We start from the raw sequence: 17233 nt of genomic DNA on the forward strand, positions 1-17233 counted from the left end.
GCTCCCACATTTGGATCGCAGTGCATCAGGTAGAGGGGTGGCGTGTGTACTCGGTCAAAGGTGGGAGCTGGCTTGCCTGCGATGGCATCAACCCGGTGTACCTGATACACCACGGTGTCTGCATCGCAGGCAAGCCAGCTCCCACCGTAAAGCCGCTCTGCTTGTGCTTGCCCCCCTCAGGTCGGCGCCTGGGCATTGGCAAAAACTGAGCGAAAACAGGGAGCAACGCACACCCAACATGCCTCGATCATCAGATCACGAACCGCGCCACCATCGCGTTCAAATCCACTGCCAGGCGCGATAGTTCGTGGCTGGCGGCGCTGGTCTGGTTGGCGCCGGCTGCCGACTGAGTCGCCAGGTCGCGGATGTTGATCAGGTTGCGGTCCACCTCGCGGGACACTTGGGCCTGCTCTTCAGAAGCACTGGCGATGACCAGGTTGCGCTCGTTGATCAAACTGATCGACTGCGTAATCTGCTCCAGCGCCACACCGGCGGCTCGGGCCATTTCCAGGGTGCTTTGGGTGCGCTGATTGCTTTGTTGCATCGACTGCACCGCTTCGCCGGTACCCGTCTGAATGCCGGCGACCATTTTCTCGATTTCCTGAGTCGACTGCGCGGTGCGATGCGCCAGCGCCCGCACTTCATCGGCCACCACCGCAAAGCCACGCCCGGCTTCACCGGCGCGTGCCGCCTCAATCGCTGCGTTGAGCGCCAGCAGGTTGGTCTGTTCGGCAATCGCGCGGATCACGTCCAGCACCTTGCCGATGTCACGGCCCTGCGTCGCCAGGCCTTCGATCATCACCGAGGTGGTTTGTACGTCCTGGGTCATGGTCTGAATCGCGCCGACCGTCTCCACCACACGGTCACGGCCTTCGCGCGCCGCCTGGTTGGACTGGCTGGACGCTTCGGAGGTGGACACCGCATTGCGCGCCACCTCTTCCACGGCGGCGGTCATTTCGTTGACGGCGGTGGCGGCCTGGTCGATTTCGTTGTTCTGTTGTTGCAGGCCTCTGGAGGCTTCCTCGGTGACGGCGCTCAATTCTTCGGCAGCAGAGGCCAGTTGCGTGGCCGAACCGGCAATGTGCTGGATGGTCTGGCGCAGGTGGGTCTGCATCGCGGACAAAGCGCCAAGCAGGCGGGCCGGTTCATCCTTGCCAGCATCTTCGACGAGCGTGGTCAGGTTACCGCTGGCGATGGTTTCGGCCACTTGCACCGCTTTGCGCAGCGGCGCAACGATGCTGCGGGTCAGCAGCCAGGCGAGTAACACCGTCATCAACGCCGCCACCACCGAAACGATGATGATGCCGCTGACGGCCTGTTGGTAGCTGCCTTCAGCGTCCCGGCCGGCCTGGTCGGCATCGACGCTGTTGATGGCGATCAGTTTGTTCAGCTGCTCGCCCATCAGATCCGTACCGTCCTTGATCCGCGTATTGATGAGGCTGCGCATTTCCTCGACTTTGTTCTGCTGCGACAGCGACATCATCTCGGCCTGCGCCGCGAAGTAATTGTCGAGGGTCGCGGCGAAGGCTTTGTAAAGGGCCGCCTCTTCCGGGCCTGCCGGCATGACCGCGTAAGCACGCTGGGCCTGCTTGACCTTGTCGACCAACACCGCTACGCGGGTCTTGGCCTCCTCAAGGGCCGCAGGCTCACGGTTGATCAATATCCGGAACGACAGGATGCGCAAGCGCAGGACGTTTTCCGTCATGTTGCCGAGAAATTTCATGCTGGGTAATTGGATGGTCCCCATGTCCAGGGAAGACTGGCGAATCTGTGTCATGCGGTTAACGGCAAATACGCCGAGGATCACGACCAGCAACGCAATGAACGCAAAACCGAGGAACGCGCGCGGGGCAATATTCAGATTACGTAGGGACATAGGGTTGCTCTCGAGAAAGAGTGGGCGAGCGTCCCTGCCGCGACACGATCAGTGGGCGTCAACGCACCGCTCTGATCTTTGGGCACCACTGTTGTAAGAGTTGTGTGGGCTTGAATACGGTATCGGCAGGTGCCGGGATCTAATGCAGGGTGTTTCGAAAAATTTTTACACACTTCTGACGGCCGGCACTTTCTGGCATCCTGCGCCCCCCTTTCCCTACCGGGCCTGTATTGTGTCTGACGCTCAACCCCCTCGCCCCCGCTATAAATCCGACCTGATCTACGGCCTGGAAGATCGCCCGCACTTCACCGCGGCAATTTTTGCCGCACTGCAGCATGTGCTCGCCAGTTTCGTCGGCATCATCACCCCCACCTTGATCGTCGGCGGCGTGCTGGGCCTTGAAAGCGAGGTGCCGTACCTGGTGAGCATGGCGCTGTTCGTGTCCGGGCTCGGCACGTTTGTGCAGGCGCGCACATTCGGCCCGGTCGGTTCGGGTCTGTTGTGCCTGCAGGGCACCAGCTTTTCGTTTATCAGCGTGATTCTCAGCGCCGGTTTTATGGTCAAGGCCCGGGGCGGCGGCACCGATGAAATTCTCTCGACGCTCTTTGGTATCTGCTTTTTCGCAGCCTTTATCGAAGTGGTGCTGAGCCAGTTCATCGGCAAGCTGCGCAAGCTGATCACCCCGGTGGTGACCGGCACCATCATTACCTTGATGGGCTTGTCGCTGATCAAAGTGGCGGTTACCGATATGGCCGGCGGTTATGGCGCCAGCGATTTGGGTGCGGCCGGCAACATGGGCCTGGCGGCGCTGGTGCTGCTGACCATTGTGGTGCTCAACCGCTTCAGCAACCCGTTCCTGCGCCTGGGTTCAATCGTGATCGGCCTGACGCTGGGTTTTGTAGTGGCCTGGTGCATGGGCCGTGTCGATCTGGCAGCACTGCCTCATGTGCCGCTGATCAGCGTGCCGGTGCCGTTCAAGTATGGGTTCTCGTTTGATTGGGTGGCGTTTATCCCGGTGGCGGTGATCTTCCTGATTTCGCCTTTGGAAGCCGCTGGCGACTTGACTGCCAACTCGATGATTTCGCAACAACCGGTCAAAGGCCCGCTGTATATCAAACGCATCAAGTCGGGCCTGCTGGCCGACGGCCTCAATTCGGCCATGGCCGCCACGTTCAACAGCCTGCCGATGGTGACCTTCGCGCAGAATAACGGGGTGATCCAGTTGACCGGCGTGGCCAGCCGCTATGTGGCGTACTTCATCGCCGGCCTGCTGGTGCTGCTGGGGTTGTTCCCGATGATCGGCGCAGTGCTGCAACTGATGCCCAAGCCGGTGCTCGGCGGCGCCACGCTGATCATGTTCGGCACGGTGGCCGTGGCCGGGATCAAGATTCTCGCCGAAGCCGGGCTGCACCGACGCAATGTGCTGATCGTGGCGATTTCCCTGGGCATGGGCCTGGGCGTGGCCGCCGTACCGGAAGTGCTGCGCGACCTGCCCAAGGCGCTGCACAACATCTTCGAGTCGCCAATCACGGTGGGCGCGTTCTGTGCAATTCTGCTGAACATTTTCCTGCCCGAAGAGTTCATAGAGCTGGAAGAAGATGAATTTGATCCGGAGTCCTCTACCCTCAAGGTCATGCAGGACCCGGACGTCACGAAATAGGAGCACCTTTTTATGCGCAAGCTCATGGTTCTATCGTTACTGCTGCTGACCTTGAGCGCCTGCGCGCTGTTCCCCAATCGTGACCCGGTCAACATCAGCGTGGTCGGCATCGAGCCGCTGCAAAGCCAGGACCTGGAAGTACGATTCGCCGTGAAACTGCGCGTGCAAAACCCCAATGACACGGCGATCGACTACAGCGGCGTAGCCCTGGACCTGGACGTCAATGGCCGGCCGTTGGCGTCGGGGGTCAGTGACCAGTCGGGCTCGATCCCACGGTTTTCTGAAACCGTGCTGATGGTGCCGGTGAGTGTTTCGGCGTTTTCCGTGTTGCGCCAGACCCTGGGCCTGAGCCAGACCCAGAGCTTGAACAACCTGCCCTATGTGCTGCGCGGCAAACTGGCGGGTGGCCTGTTTGGCACCCTGCGTTTTGTCGAGCGCGGCACGCTGGACCTGCCGAACACGGCGACCTGGTGATGGCCCGCCAACCGGTACTGTTTACCCAACGACTGATCCTGCGCCCGCTGGTGCTCGCGGATGCCGAGGCTATCCAGCAGCAGTTCGCGCATTGGGACGTGGTGCGCTACCTCAACGCCGACGTGCCTTGGCCCTACCCGGCCGATGGCGCGCGCTGCTACCTGGAACAGGTCGCCTTGCCGGCCATGGCACGGGACGAGCAGTGGCATTGGTCAATCCGCCTCAAAAGTGCGCCGGAGCAGTTGATCGGCAATATCAGCCTGATGGACGAAGAGGACGATAACCGCGGCTTCTGGCTGGGCCCGCAATGGCAAGGCCAGGGCTTGATGACCGAAGCCAGCGCGGCGGTGACCGAGTATTGGTTCGAGGTACTCAAGCGCCCGGTGCTGCGTGTGCCCAAGGCCGCGCCCAATATAGGCTCGCGGCGGATATCCGAGCTCACCGGCATGCGCTTGATCAGGTCGCAGGAAGGTCGGTTTGTCGAGGGCACCTTCGCGCGCGATATTTGGGAAATAACCCGCGAAGAGTGGCTCAACACGCTACCTGCCACGCGGTAGGCGCCGGGCTTGCCGGCACCTGCGCCTTGGCCGGCTTCAGTCGGTGAGGGTGCGCACGCCCGGTTTGGCGCGCTCATCCACGACCAGCTCAAACACATCCGGCCGCGCGTAATGCCCCACCACGTCATAGTCATAACGTGCCCGGACGAGGTCATCGGTGTTGATCTGCGCGGTCAATAACCCGGCCTCTCCCACCAACGGCCCGGCCAGAACATCGCCCATCGGCCCGATAATCACACTGCCGCCCGCGATCAACGCACGGTCTGACGGCCAATTGGCCACCTGCACGCCAAGCGCCGCAGGCGAGGCCTGCACCTGGCAAGCACTGACCACAAAGCAACGCCCTTCATGGGCAACGTGGCGCATGCTCACCTGCCACATTTCGCGCTCATCCACGGTCGGCGCGCACCATACCTCCACGCCCTTGGCATACATCGCGGTGCGCAGCAGCGGCATCATGTTTTCCCAGCACACCGCACCACCGATGCGGCCTACGGCGGTGTCGATCACCGGCAAGGTCGAACCATCGCCCGTGCCCCAGATCAACCGCTCGGTACCGGTGGGCATCAGCTTGCGGTGTTTGGCAACCAGCCCGCCGTTGGGCTCGAAATACAGCACCGTGCAATACAACGTGCTGCCACTGCGCTCGATCACGCCGAGTACCAGGCTGGCACCGGTGCGGGCAGACAACCCGGCCAGCGCTTGCGTCTCGACGCCCGGCACGTCGATCGCATTGGCAAAATAGCGTGCAAAGGCTTCGCGCCCCTCCGGCAGGCGATAACCCAGCTGCGTGCCGAAGCTCTCGCCCTTGGGATAGCCGCCCAGCAAGGCTTCAGGCATCACCACCAATTGCGCACCGCTGCGCTTAATCTCGTGTTCATAGCTCAGGATTTGCGCCAGGGTTTGCGCTTTGCCTTCCGGCAAGGCACCGATTTGCAAGGCAGCCACGGTAGAAACGGGCATCACGATCACTCCAGGTAAGGGGGGTTGCCCATTCTCCGGGCAGCCGCGATCATGAATAAAGCCCACTTCAGTGCTGAATGATATGAGCCAAATGAATATCGCCCAGGTTGACTTGAACCTGCTGAAAACCTTCGAAGCCCTGCACGACGAGTCGAGCGCCAGCCGCGCCGCCTTGCGCCTGGGCGTTACCCAGTCGGCGATCAGCGCAGGCCTGCGGCGTTTGCGCGACGTGTATGGCGACCAATTGTTTGTGCGCACCGGCCGTGGCCTGGCGCCGACGTTGCGCGCCAATCAGCTCAAACCGGTGATCAGCGAAGCGCTGGACCGCTGCCGACAAAGCCTGGCCATGGTCCACCCGGACAACCATGACTATCACGGGCGTTCAGTGGTCCTGGGGTTATCCGATGACTTCGAGATTGCCTACGCCCGCCGGCTGATGGAGGCCATCGCCGGCTGTGCGCCCAAGCTGCGGGTGATCTTCCGCCAGACCCACAGCCAGATCGTCGCCGCGGCCCTGCTCGACCGCAGCCTGGACCTGGCCATCACCGCAGGCGGGTTTGCCGAGCGCAGGCTGAGTCGACAGGTCGTGGGCGAAGGGGATTATCGCTGCCTGGTCGACCCGGACAGCCTGGCGCCCAGCCAGCACGCTATCAGCCTGGATGAGTTCGTCGCGCGCGAACATGTGCTGGTGTCGTCGGGCGGGTTTATCGGGATCACCGATGAAGGGTTGGCGGCGCAAGGGTTGAGCCGCCAGGTGTGCGCGTCCACCAGCCACTTTGCCGCGCTGCCATTTCTGCTCAAGGGCAGCACGGCGGTGGCGACGATACCCGGGCATGCGGCCCAGGCCATTGCGCACATGACCGGCTTGCGGGTACTGCCCTGCCCGTTGGCGCTGCCGTTTTACCCGGTAGAACTGGGCTGGCGCACCCAGGCGCAGCTTGATCCGCTGTTGCTCAAGGTCCGCGAGGCGATTGTGGCGTGCTTTATTTCGCCGCGGCCATCAGCTTGTTGACTTCGCTGCGCACCATGTTGGAAAACTCCGGCGGCGACATGCCGTCGAGTTCTGCCCGCACCCATTCAGCCCACTTGCCCTTGCGCTTGGCGCGCTCGCCGAACAAACGCGCCGCTTCGCCCTTGGCCTTGCCCAGGTTGGTCTGCCACAGGTCGTAGAGGCGTGACTTTTCATCTTCCAGCTCGGCGCGTTCGGCGAGGGTTTTATTGGCGAGATTGAAGCTCATGTGGAATTACCTGCTGCATAAATAGGCGACATCTTACACTGTAGGTCGAAATTTCCTGATTCGGATTTTGCCCAAAAACAGGCCCCGGCAAAAAAACTGCAACTTTTGCTGCCGCCCAACACTCCATTGTTCACTGTCACATTCACCTGCAAGGAGTCACACAATGGCCCGCAAATCTGCCGCCCAAGCTGTCGAAGATCAAATCAAGGATCAAGCTTTCAGTGAACTGACGGCGTTGATCGAAGAGTCGGACAAACTGCTCAAGAGCAGCGCTTCCCTGGTAGGCGAAGAAGGCGAAACCCTGCGCGAACAGGTCGCCATCAAACTCAAGCAAGCGCTGGAGTCGGTCTCCAACGTGCGCGAGCGCAGCAAGCCGGTGGTCGACGCGACCGAAACCTACATCGGTGGCCATCCATGGCAGACCGTGGCCATCTCCGCAGGTTTCGGCCTGGTGGTGGGGTTGTTGCTGGGTCGCCGTAACTGATACACCGTACCTGATGCATGGGGGGCTGCGCCGTTGGCGCAGCCCCTTTTTTACGTCTCCAGCAAGGCCTGCAAGCGCGCCAGCTCTTGCGCGTCCAGTTCAATACCTTGTTGCTGCGATTTCGCCCGTGTGCGGTGACGTCGATCCCCCGGTAAGCGCCGCAACCCCGCCGCATGCATCTGCCGCACCAGTTCCTGGCTGCGTTCGGCGAAGTTTTGCCCGGCCGTCTTGCTCGGGTCGATGACGATCAGCAATTGCCCGGTCCAGGGTGTCCGCGCGCCCGGATGATCGGCCCAGTTGAATTCAAACGAGAAATTGCCTCCCGTCAGCGCCGCCGCCAGCAACTCGACCATCATCGACAAGGCCGAGCCCTTGTGCCCGCCAAAGGGCAACAGCGCGCCGCCTTCGAGCACGGCTTTGGGGTCCTGGGTCGGCTGGCCGAGGCTGTCGACGCCCATGCCCGGCGGCAAGCGCTCGCCCTTGCGCGCGGCAATCTGCACGTCGCCGTGGGCGATGGCGCTGGTGGCCAGGTCGAAGACGATGGGCGAGCCGTCGGCGCGCGGTGCGGCGAAGGCGATGGGGTTGGTGCCGAACAGCGGCCGGTCGGCGCCGTGGGGCACCACGCAGGTCATGCTGTTGACCACGCTCAACGCCACCAGCCCTTCTTCGGCAAAGGGCTCGACGTCCGGCCACAGCGCAGCAAAGTGATGTGAGTTGTGAATCGCCAGCAGTGCGATGCCGGCGTTGCGAGCTTTGTCTACCAACAGCGCGCGCGCCGCTTCAAGGGCCGGCTGGGCGAACCCGTTGCCAGCATCCACGCGCACGAAGCCGGACGCCACATCCGTGACCACGGGCGTGGCCTTGCCGTCGACCCACCCGCTGGCCAGCGTGCTGAGGTAACCGGGGATGCGGAAAATGCCGTGGCTGTGCGCACCGTCGCGCTCGGCGCTGGCGCAATTGCGCGCCAGGATCGAGGCGACCTGCGGCGAAGTGCCGTGCTTGACGAATATCGCCTGCAGCAATCCCACCAGGTCATTGAAACCGATGAATGCTGCAGGACTGTCAACGAGCGGGGACTGGGCAGACATCTGTAGCTCCGATTTTATAATTGGAAGAGACAACAAGAATCCAGACCGCCGATTAAACAACGCCTCCTGTGCCTGCTGTCAACGGGCGCTTGCGTTATCTACCGCCAAGCGTGCTGTGCGACCTCCTACTTTGGCCCTTGATGACCGCCGCGTGGAAGGAGAGCACCCCATGACGCACGTGACACCGCCGTACTTTTTCGATGAGTTCCTACGGACCGTCAAACGCAAAGCCCCGACTGCGCGCGAGCGCGCGCTGGGGTTTTCGGTCAAGGACCTTGATTGGCTGCACACGCTCTACTACGCCACTGATGCAGCGCGCCAGAATGAGGCGCTGCACGGCTACCCGATGAAGGTGGAACGGCTGCTGGCCACCGCTGAGGGCAAGCCCGCCATCGTGCTGGCCGGGGCGTTTATGATGAGCCCCACACCCGATGCCCGTAAGGCCGTGCTCTACAGTCCCTATGGCGGCCTGGAGCTGTTCGACAGCCGCGCCGACCTGCTCATTGACGTGCAGGAGCGCCTGGCACATCCGGCCAAGCGCGAAGAGTGGCTGCAGTTTGTGGCCATCGGCGAGCGTGATGCACTGCCGGTCAATCTGCACCTGACGGTGAGCACCGCCGTCATCCCGGGCGCGGTCATGGAAGACCAGGAGCAGGCCATCCTGGCCGGCCAACAAAAAAATGTGGCCGCGATGCTCGAGCAGTTGCGCAAGCTCCCCAGCCTGCACTGGATGCTCGACACATTGCTCACCATCATGGCCCGGACCTGTTTTCCCGGCCTCAACCAGAGCGATACGCGGGTTAATTTTTTCAGCCAGGCCTCGACGGCAGCAGACCGTCGCTGGGTCGCCTCGATGCCACTGCGCGATGCGCTGCTGCAGTTTTACGTCAAGCAAGCCTGGCCTTCTGGGCAGACCCACACGTTCTTCAACATCGGCCATGACACCCGCGCGTTTACCGAGGCGCAACTGGCCGAAGACCAACAACGCTGGGACAGCCTCGTCGAACAAACCGGCAGCCTCCTTTCGAGCCTGTTGCACAGCCTGCTCCAGACCTACTGGAACGAAGACTTCGACGGCGGGCAATCACGCCTGCGCTTTTTTGCCCGGGTGATGAGTGACAAGTTTCGCGCCGACCTGTTGTTCAAACACCAGAATACGATCCTGAGCACTGAAGAAAGCCAGGCGCTGCGCGCCCTGTTTCTCTCGGACCAGGCTGCCCGCGCCACCTACGCCAGTAGCCTGAGCGTGGAAAAAGTGCGCGTTCACGCGCCCTATCATCAGACGGTGGAGCTGGCCAGCACCTTGCTGATCAGCTACACCCACGCTTATCTCTACACTCAGTCGCGCGGTCTGCAGGTACTCAAGGACATGAATGCCCTTAACGATACGCTGCGGGTCATGCTCAGGACCGCCGGGCATGAAGATGAGCTGCTCAACTTCGTCTCGCTGGATGAGCGCAGTCTGTTTGTCGGCACGGAGCCGTTGCACGTCACGGGCCATCCCGTGGTCGGCAATGTCTTCGAGGAGATGATCGAAGACATCGCGGCCAAACAGTTCAACAACCTGGAACATGCGTTGGGCCTGTATCGGCGCGGCGCGGGCAGTATCGACCTGGCCGCTCTGCTCGACAGTGCGCTGGACGTGCGCACACTGCTCGACAGCCGTCTGATGGAGCAGGAAACCGAAGGGCGCTGGAGCGTCCACCCCATCACCACGGGCAGTGGCCAGCCCGGCACGGTCATCGCGGAAAAGGCCAAGGCGCACTTGCAGCGGCTGCACGCGGTCAATGCGGCACTGGTGCTCGAACGCAGCAAACACAGGCCCCTTCGTGAGCTGGCAGCCCACGCCCTGGAGGCAGAGTTGGCCAGCAGGCACCTGGCCCTGAGTGCCGACGCTATTGAGATCAACACCTACGCCACCACAGCACTGGAGCGCGAAGAGCGCCCACCGCAGACCTCGTTGAACATGGTTGAACACTTCATCGCGCGGCTCGCCCGGCAGGCCAACGCCTTGACCGGCTCCAGCCGGAGCGGGTTTTACCAGCGGCGCAAAGGCGTCGCCTACCAGGTGCCGAGTTTGACCGTGGCCACGTTCAACGCGGTCATCGAGCGGGTCTTGAGCTCGTTTACGCAAGGCTTGCGCGCGCTGCCGCACCTGCTGGTGGACACTCACCCTGTGCATCTTGGCCAGGCGATGTTTCAGGGCCTCAGTGGCGAAGCTGAGCTGAGGCGCTTGTCCAAGACTTTGCCGCCGGCTCATCTCGGGCTGCTGGCCAGCGTGCTCAATGCCGACAGCATGGACAGGCTGACGCGCCACGGCCTGAACGGCTTTATACCGGATGCCTATGGCCTGACCTTGAAGGTCGGTACGCAGACCGCGCTGCAGCCCCTGGCCAATTGTTTTGTGCTGTCGGAACGCGGCGGCCTGGACGTTCTTCATTCCGGTGCAGCGCTGCTATGGACGGTGAGTCGCGGCTATGAGGCGTTTGATTCGATCCAGGCCTTGCGCGATGAATTGGGGCAACGCTTGCAGGATGAGCAGGCGCGCCTGCCCCTTGTCGAAAACCTGCCGGCGTCGAGGCGTGTGCCTCATCAACGCCTTCAATTGGGCCCGATGCAACGCATCGACGATCATTTGCTCAACAACCGTCAACAGTCCTACAACCAGTTCCTGTCGGGCGAGGTTGATCACCTGCTGTCGATGCCAGTGAACGTACAACGCTTTCAGGACTGCATGGACGCGCTGATCCGGCGGGCGCCTCCGTCCAACCTGCAAAGGGCTGTCACGCTTACCCGCGCCCTGGTCAACCAGCAAGCGCTGCCGGTATGGCTGGGCATGGCGCAGCCGTCAGAGCAGATCCTGCATGCCGAACTGCTTGAACAATATCGCCTCAGTGCGCCGGACGAGCGTGACTATCTGCACAGCATCACGCCCTTGCGCGAACAGGTCATGAGCACGCTTTCAACCCTGCTCAATGCGCGCTTTCCCGGGCAGGTGGTCAACCCGGACAACATACTGATTCCTGCGCGTATCGAACGCGAAGGCACCATTCAAACGCTGACGGACTTCGCCCTGCGGCACCTGCCCGCGTTGCGCGCCGAGCAGATCCGCCCGACCTCACGTACTGCCACGCCGCTGCCGTCCACGCTGGACGGTAATGCCGTGGTGCAACTGGTTCGACAGCTGGACTTGAAAAGCCTCTACCAAGCATTGCTGACCAGTCACTTGGGCGGTCAAACCGAAGACACACGCCAGCGCCGTCACCTGTTCTGTCGGCAGTTGCCCTGGCAACTGCTGCAATACGCCCACGAACAAAAACTGGATGGGCGGCTGTCCGGCTCGGCCTGGAGTTTTATCCGGCAGGTGTTGGATATGCCTGACGCCGTGGCTCGCGCCGCCGTGCGCGGCGTGACGGCAACCATTCGCCCGCTGGAACTGATAGCCACCGAGGGTGCAGCCCTGGTCAAGGCCTTGGGTTGCTACCTGATCGGCCCGCACGCCGACGCCTCCGCCCCAGTGGTTTTGTACGCGCCCTACAGCCCCCAACATGTGTTGAGGGAATACGCGAATGAAGCCGCCCTGCTCGATGAATTCAGTACGCCCGGGGCTTTGCAGGAGTGGGTCGTGGGTCAGCTGGAAACGGCCCATCAGGCGACTTACCGCCATCTGCTGCAGCCGCATGGGCGTCAGCAGAACGCGGAGATTCGTCTGGGCTCATCACCCATCAGCGGTAACCTGCTCAACCGTCTGTTTGCCGACAACAGCGAGATGCTGAACCGGATGCTGAGCTGCCAGTTCACGCTTGCGGGCAAAACACAGTGGGAGGCGATCACCCGCCTGCTGACCAGCAATATCCCCAAGACCCTGCAGTTGATGGCGGGCAAACTCACGTACCCGCTGGTGGTGTGGCGCAGCTACAAACTGTTCAAACTGTCTGCCGAAGACTTGCAGCAACACCGCTGGGCGCACGCCTTGAAAACTTTCGCGCTAGGCGTGGCCGAAATGGCCACCTTGCGCAAAAGCCTGGAGAGGGTTTTGCCCGATGCGCCAACCCCCGCGGAGCAACCGACGCTGGAGCAATGGCTCAAGGCCCCTGCCCCCACCGCGACCAGCCTGGCCGAGCAGGACCTGACAGCGCCGCTGCGTACGCACCTGCAAACCTTTGAACACCACGACACTGCCTTGGCCGACCTGACAAAAAGCGCCTACAGCCACGTGTACCACGATGACATCGGCGCCCTCGGCCTGGTGCCGCTGGCGGGCAAAGTCTACCCCGTGAAAAAAGCCGGTGAGCACTGGCGCATCAGCAACGGTGCACAGCAAGGCCCTTATTTGCAGCGCAACGCCCTGGGCGAGTGGTTGCTGGACCTTGACCGGCATCACCCGCGCTTTGGAAAAACCTTGAGCCGCTACGCAGGCAGGCTTTCCACCCGTGCAGCCGAGCGGGAAGCCATCAATATCGAGGCCGTGGGTTTGCGGGAAATCGCCGCGCTGTCCAGCTGGAAGGCGCACTGTATCGACGAAGCGCTCAACGTTGCGACCTACTATGCGGTCACCTGCAAGCGCAACATCGTCAATTTTGCCGTGCTGAGAGCCCCGAACAGTCGGGTCGGACGTTTTTTAAGTGAGTTGTTCGGCGTCATCACGATGACCGCTGAACAAATGCACAGGGTTGAACGGCGAGTCGACGAAGTGCTCGATGAACTGGTCAATCCCACCCTGACCGCCCCCGACTCGATGCGTTTTGTCAGCGGTATCCACCGGTACAGCCCACACGACACCTTCGCCTTCGTCTTGCCCAACGACGCCGAAAAGAAGATCTACCTGCTGGACCGGTTCTTCGACCCACGCATGGACATCTATCAGAACCGCTTGATCGTCCCGTTCGACATTTCGGCGCACGCACGCGCGACGACGTTGATTCACGAGATAACGCACTTGATTTCCGCGACCGAAGACCTGGCCTACCTGGACACCATGCGACCGTTTACAGACCTGATCAATGTACACGTCAGCGGCGCGCCGTTGATGTTGATGGACCTTGCTCACCTGCGCGACACGGCGCTGTCAACCTTGACGCCGGCGACGATGCTGTTCAAGACCTGGGATGTGTTCAGCGAGCAATGGGAGGATTTTGGTGACCGTCCCTGGACCCGAGCCTTGAAGAATAAAGTGTTGAACACCACCGGTGCGAGGACGCTCAACGACGCCCGGGCGATCTTCATGAGCGACCCGGACAAACGCATCGACACCATTCTGGCGAATGCCGACTCGGTGACTTACTTGATCTGCCAACTGGGCCGCGCGCTGGATGCGGGAGCCTGAGCAGGCTCCCGGCGGCACGTCAGTCTTTCTGGTCACGCAGAATATTGCCCGAAGCGCCATCGATACGCGCTTCATAGACGACGCCATCGGACTTGCGCCCTTTGACTTCCCAGTAGCCTTTGTCATCGGCTTCGGCGCTGTAGACTTCGACATACCCGGCCTTGGCCTTGGCGGTTTCAATGGCCTTCTCGATGGTTATCCAGCCCGCGCCCGGTTTATCCGCCAGGGCTGCGCCAGCGCTGAGCAGCGCGGTGGTTGCACACAGGGCGACTAAGGTTTTCTTCAGCATTTTCGTACTCCATTGGGGGGAATGACGGACTCATGTCCTCTGTTTTTCTGATGTTTTCAAACGAGAATAAGTTCCAATTGATGTGCAATCGCCATGATGGCTGTTCTCGCCATCCGCCTCGGGAGGTTAGAATGTGCGAAATCAGGATGAGTTAATGAGCGAAAAGTCCCTTTCAGAAGCCGAATATGACGCCATCACCGACGCCGCCGCGCATTGGTGCATGCGCCTGCATGCCGATGACTGCACGGCGGGCGAACGTCAGGCTTTTGCAGATTGGCACGACGCCCATCCCCTGCACGCCTTCGAATACGCGGCCATGCTGGAAATCTGGGACGTGGCCGATCACCTCCCACGCAGCGAGCCGGCGCCGGCGGTGCTGACATTTAAGCCGCGCAGGCGGCTGCGCGCCTACGCCGTTGCCGCAGCCGTGTGCCTGGCGGCCTTGCCGCTTGCCGCCCTCACGGGCTGGGAAGCGGGCTGGTTGCCCAGCTCGTATGAACACTTCGAAGCCACCCAGGGCCTGCGCAAGATCACCCTCGGCGATGGCAGCCAGGTGGAGCTGAACCTGGGCACCGAGTTGGTCTACAGCCATTACAAGGACGAGCGCCGGGCGACCTTGAAAAAGGGTGAGGCGTTTTTCAAGGTCGCTCACGACAGCCATCACCCCTTCATCGTGCGGGCTGGCGACGGCCAGGTGCGCGTCACGGGCACGCAATTCAACGTCTGGAAATACGAGGACCAGGTGCGGGTAATGCTGCTTGAGGGCTCGGTACAGATTTCCAGCGACGCCGTGCATGGCAGCGTGCCGCTGACTCCGGGCATGCAGGCGAGCTACCACACAGGCGATGCTACGCCGCAAATCGCCGCGATCAGCCCCAATGACGCCGCGCTTGCCTGGCGCCAGGGCAAACTGGTGCTCGACAACCTGGCGCTGGCCGATGCATTGCCACTGATCAACCGCTACCTGAATAAACCCGTGATGCTGGCAGACACCACCACCGGGACCATTCGTATCGGCGGCATCTACAACATCAACGAGGTCAACAACCTCGTCCCCTCCCTGCCCAAGGTTTTGCCGGTCTACCTGACCCAGAACCAGGACGGCAACCCCGTGCTCAATTCAATTCCACGTAAAGCCCCCAAAGGCTGATGCCCTTTGCATCAACGGGACCGCTTGCGCCCTGAGTGTCCATTTTTGAAACACATGTGTGCCCTGAACCGCCCGTGCTGAGCGGATTCATCGTTCTGTCACACCGACTGTTTCAGCCATGAGACAGCCTTGAGGCGGGGCCGCCTATGCGCGGCCACGGGGGCACTGTCTCAACGCTGATACAGCACGACCATCACTTCGCCTTGCTTTGATCCCAACCCTCTGAATTTCAAAAACAAATAAAAAGCGGCACGCGTTCTGCTCTCTCCCTTACAGCGCTGTTTAGGGTCAGCGCTAAGAATAAGGAACACTGCCGTGGACACACACACTTCAGGCTCACTGAGCCTCCTGCTGATCAGCTGCGTATTGAGTGCCGGCGCAAGCCTTCCAGTGCTCGCGGCAGGTGATGGCGTGATCGTGATTGAGCGCCAGGTTCAACCGTATGTCATCGGCCGCTCACGCGGCGTCGACCCCTACCCCAACACCGTCAATGCCAATCCGTCAGCGCAAGTGCTGCGCGCCTCCACCAATGAACTCAGCGACAACGACATTGGGCGCATCAGCAGCGGCTCAAGCATTACTCGCAGCATCATGCCCAACGGCGACATCACTGGTTTGAACACGATTGGCAGCGGTCCAGGCCTGGGCGCCAGCAGCGCGGCCGGCCACAGTGGCGGCGGCATTTCGGGCACGGTCAACGGTGCGATATCCAGCGGCCTCGCCCCGCTGAACAACATCAGCGGCATGGTCGGGGGGGCGATGAAATGAATCGCACCTGGATGCTACTGGCGGCGCTCGGTTGTACAGCGGCGATGGCCGACAGCAACAACAACGCCAGCATCGATAACTCGGGCACGCAGTACAACGGCGTGGTCTCGATCAACCAGGCTGCGGGCGATCAACAACAGTTGAGCAACAACGTTGCGATCGCTGTGGGCCACAACGCCCAGTCAACGGTGACCGTCACGCAAAAAATCAGCGGCGCTGCGGCCGACCGCGCGCTGAACGCCAGGACGACGATCCAAGGCAACGCTTTCAGCAATGGCAACGGTGCACTGAGCGTCAATCAGTCGGCCGGGGCCCAGAACCAAATGATCAATGCCGTGCGGATCAGCATCAGCGCTGGCCCGCAGAGCATCGACGACAGCGTCATGTCGCAACAGAACGTTGCGCTTGCAACCGACTCAGGATTGACCTCTACCACTGGCAGCCGCCAGGTCGTGACCAGCGACCAGGCCTTCACCGGCAGCCGTGGAGTGGTTCAGGTCAACCAGAGCGCCGGGGTGGGGAACCGAGTGGCTAACACCCTGAATTTACGACTCAACTGATGGAGCTGAGTCGGTAGCTGGAACGTACCAACACTTAACCAACTAATAGAAGCAAGGAGATACACCATGAAAACTACAATGGCCCTCAAACCACTGGCTTTCGCTCTCGCTGCGCTCATGGCTGTTGCTGCTCAAGCGGGTCAACCCAACCATCATCCACAGTCTGCGCCAACGACCGCAGCGGCGACCACCCAAGACGGTCAAAGCAACCACGGCAACGTGGTGCTCAATGACAAAACCAAGAACAACGCGTCGGCAAATGACTCCTACAACAACATCAGCGGCGTGGCCAACGGCAACGTGCTGAGCGGCGACAACAACCAAGGCAAAAACGATGTCGCCATCGTATCCGGCGACGCCGACTTCGTATTCGCCAGCACCGGCACCGCACAGTCGAACACCGGCAACCTGGTGATCAACAGCGGCACCAAAAACAACGCATCCCTCAACGACAGCGGTAACCACGCTTCGGGCGTTATTCAACTGAACGCCGCATCGGGCACCTCCAACCAGGGCAGCAGCAGTGTTGCAATCGCCTCGGGTAATGGCGACAGCGGTGCCGCAACCGTCGCCGGCGTGCAGGACGTGTCGGGTAACCTGACCCAGAACCTGAGCAGCGGCCACGGCTGGAGCAGCAAACCGGTGGTCAACAACGCCAGCGTGAACAACTCGATGAACTTCAGCTCCGGCGTGTCGAACTCCAACGTTCTGTCGGGCAGCAACAACCAAGGTCAGAACAACGTCGCAATCACTCGCTTCTGATGCAGACAGGGCCTTGGCAACAAGGCCCTTTTTATTTC

15 protein-coding genes are annotated in these 17233 nt (G+C 61.4%); 10 read left to right on the forward strand and 5 right to left on the reverse strand.

From position 1 onward, the window contains the following. Positions 1–250 precede the first annotated feature (250 nt). A complete protein-coding gene (locus FPT15_RS25975) occupies positions 251–1876 on the reverse strand; it encodes a methyl-accepting chemotaxis protein (RefSeq protein WP_145165689.1) in 1626 nt (541 codons plus the stop codon). 232 nt (positions 1877–2108) lie between these two features. Between FPT15_RS25975 and FPT15_RS25980 the strand changes: the two genes are divergently transcribed. The 3 genes from FPT15_RS25980 to FPT15_RS25990 are packed head-to-tail and all read left to right on the forward strand — an operon-like array spanning position 2109 to position 4567. Continuing rightward, entirely contained in the window at positions 2109–3536 is a 1428-nt protein-coding gene (locus tag FPT15_RS25980; RefSeq protein ID WP_145165690.1) for a nucleobase:cation symporter-2 family protein, read from the forward strand. A 12-nt stretch (positions 3537–3548) separates the two neighbouring features. Then, positions 3549–4010, forward strand: a complete 462-nt coding sequence (locus FPT15_RS25985; protein ID WP_145165691.1) for an LEA type 2 family protein — start codon at positions 3549–3551, stop codon at positions 4008–4010. Continuing rightward, complete coding sequence (locus tag FPT15_RS25990; protein WP_145165692.1) at positions 4010–4567, forward strand: GNAT family N-acetyltransferase; 558 nt, start codon at positions 4010–4012, stop codon at positions 4565–4567. The genes FPT15_RS25985 and FPT15_RS25990 overlap by 1 nt, the downstream gene beginning before the upstream one ends. A gap of 36 nt (positions 4568–4603) precedes the next feature. Here the strand turns inward: FPT15_RS25990 and FPT15_RS25995 are convergent, their stop codons facing one another. Further along, positions 4604–5530 (reverse strand): carbon-nitrogen hydrolase family protein, encoded by a 927-nt coding sequence (locus tag FPT15_RS25995; protein ID WP_145165693.1) that lies wholly within the window; start codon positions 5528–5530, stop codon positions 4604–4606. Between the two features lie 91 nt (positions 5531–5621). Here FPT15_RS25995 and FPT15_RS26000 point away from each other — a divergent pair, with 91 nt between their 5' ends. After that, positions 5622–6542 carry a LysR family transcriptional regulator gene (locus FPT15_RS26000; RefSeq protein WP_145165694.1) on the forward strand — a complete coding sequence of 307 codons (921 nt, stop codon included), beginning with the start codon at positions 5622–5624 and terminating at the stop codon, positions 6540–6542. Here FPT15_RS26000 and FPT15_RS26005 read toward each other — a convergent pair. Next, positions 6514–6768 carry a hypothetical protein gene (locus tag FPT15_RS26005; RefSeq protein ID WP_003190904.1) on the reverse strand — a complete coding sequence of 85 codons (255 nt, stop codon included), beginning with the start codon at positions 6766–6768 and terminating at the stop codon, positions 6514–6516. The two genes, FPT15_RS26000 and FPT15_RS26005, sit on opposite strands and share 29 nt — an antisense overlap. Before the next feature lie 163 nt (positions 6769–6931). Between FPT15_RS26005 and FPT15_RS26010 the strand changes: the two genes are divergently transcribed. Then, positions 6932–7252, forward strand: a complete 321-nt coding sequence (locus FPT15_RS26010; protein ID WP_106579758.1) for a YqjD family protein — start codon at positions 6932–6934, stop codon at positions 7250–7252. 50 nt (positions 7253–7302) lie between these two features. Here the strand turns inward: FPT15_RS26010 and FPT15_RS26015 are convergent, their stop codons facing one another. Further along, on the reverse strand, positions 7303–8340 hold the full coding sequence (locus FPT15_RS26015; RefSeq protein WP_145165695.1) for an Ldh family oxidoreductase: 1038 nt from the start codon (positions 8338–8340) through the stop codon (positions 7303–7305). Between the two features lie 169 nt (positions 8341–8509). On the opposite strand from FPT15_RS26015, the gene FPT15_RS26020 reads away from it, so the two are divergent. Continuing rightward, a complete protein-coding gene (locus tag FPT15_RS26020; protein WP_145165696.1) occupies positions 8510–13666 on the forward strand; it encodes a dermonecrotic toxin domain-containing protein in 5157 nt (1718 codons plus the stop codon). Positions 13667–13685: 19 nt separating this feature from the next. Here the strand turns inward: FPT15_RS26020 and FPT15_RS26025 are convergent, their stop codons facing one another. Next, positions 13686–13955: a PepSY domain-containing protein gene (locus FPT15_RS26025; protein WP_106579755.1), complete on the reverse strand. Its 270-nt coding sequence runs from the start codon at positions 13953–13955 to the stop codon at positions 13686–13688. A 154-nt stretch (positions 13956–14109) separates the two neighbouring features. On the opposite strand from FPT15_RS26025, the gene FPT15_RS26030 reads away from it, so the two are divergent. From FPT15_RS26030 to FPT15_RS26045, 4 genes are all read left to right on the forward strand, one after another. Then, positions 14110–15105, forward strand: coding sequence for a FecR family protein (locus FPT15_RS26030; protein WP_145165697.1), 996 nt, complete (start codon positions 14110–14112; stop codon positions 15103–15105). A gap of 315 nt (positions 15106–15420) precedes the next feature. Continuing rightward, positions 15421–15873 (forward strand): hypothetical protein, encoded by a 453-nt coding sequence (locus FPT15_RS26035; protein ID WP_145165698.1) that lies wholly within the window; start codon positions 15421–15423, stop codon positions 15871–15873. After that, positions 15870–16433: an adhesin gene (locus FPT15_RS26040; RefSeq protein ID WP_145165699.1), complete on the forward strand. Its 564-nt coding sequence runs from the start codon at positions 15870–15872 to the stop codon at positions 16431–16433. The genes FPT15_RS26035 and FPT15_RS26040 overlap by 4 nt, the downstream gene beginning before the upstream one ends. A gap of 66 nt (positions 16434–16499) precedes the next feature. After that, on the forward strand, positions 16500–17195 hold the full coding sequence (locus FPT15_RS26045) for a heme utilization protein (RefSeq protein ID WP_145165700.1): 696 nt from the start codon (positions 16500–16502) through the stop codon (positions 17193–17195). Positions 17196–17233 lie beyond the last annotated feature (38 nt).

The sequence above is a fragment of the Pseudomonas sp. RGB genome, assembly GCF_007713445.1.
Lineage (GTDB): Bacteria > Pseudomonadota > Gammaproteobacteria > Pseudomonadales > Pseudomonadaceae > Aquipseudomonas.

What these genes read in the sequence shown, in the direction of transcription:
- FPT15_RS26020 (WP_145165696.1), top strand. Translation starts at nt 8,510, where the DNA reads ATGACGCACGTGACACCGCCGTACTTTTTCGATGAGTTCCTACGGACC.
- FPT15_RS26005 (WP_003190904.1), bottom strand. Translation starts at nt 6,768, where the DNA reads ATGAGCTTCAATCTCGCCAATAAAACCCTCGCCGAACGCGCCGAGCTG.
- FPT15_RS25990 (WP_145165692.1), top strand. Translation starts at nt 4,010, where the DNA reads ATGGCCCGCCAACCGGTACTGTTTACCCAACGACTGATCCTGCGCCCG.
- FPT15_RS26030 (WP_145165697.1), top strand. Translation starts at nt 14,110, where the DNA reads ATGAGCGAAAAGTCCCTTTCAGAAGCCGAATATGACGCCATCACCGAC.
- FPT15_RS26045 (WP_145165700.1), top strand. Translation starts at nt 16,500, where the DNA reads ATGAAAACTACAATGGCCCTCAAACCACTGGCTTTCGCTCTCGCTGCG.
- FPT15_RS26000 (WP_145165694.1), top strand. Translation starts at nt 5,622, where the DNA reads ATGAATATCGCCCAGGTTGACTTGAACCTGCTGAAAACCTTCGAAGCC.
- FPT15_RS26025 (WP_106579755.1), bottom strand. Translation starts at nt 13,955, where the DNA reads ATGCTGAAGAAAACCTTAGTCGCCCTGTGTGCAACCACCGCGCTGCTC.
- FPT15_RS26040 (WP_145165699.1), top strand. Translation starts at nt 15,870, where the DNA reads ATGAATCGCACCTGGATGCTACTGGCGGCGCTCGGTTGTACAGCGGCG.
- FPT15_RS25975 (WP_145165689.1), bottom strand. Translation starts at nt 1,876, where the DNA reads ATGTCCCTACGTAATCTGAATATTGCCCCGCGCGCGTTCCTCGGTTTT.
- FPT15_RS26010 (WP_106579758.1), top strand. Translation starts at nt 6,932, where the DNA reads ATGGCCCGCAAATCTGCCGCCCAAGCTGTCGAAGATCAAATCAAGGAT.
- FPT15_RS25995 (WP_145165693.1), bottom strand. Translation starts at nt 5,530, where the DNA reads ATGCCCGTTTCTACCGTGGCTGCCTTGCAAATCGGTGCCTTGCCGGAA.
- FPT15_RS26015 (WP_145165695.1), bottom strand. Translation starts at nt 8,340, where the DNA reads ATGTCTGCCCAGTCCCCGCTCGTTGACAGTCCTGCAGCATTCATCGGT.
- FPT15_RS25985 (WP_145165691.1), top strand. Translation starts at nt 3,549, where the DNA reads ATGCGCAAGCTCATGGTTCTATCGTTACTGCTGCTGACCTTGAGCGCC.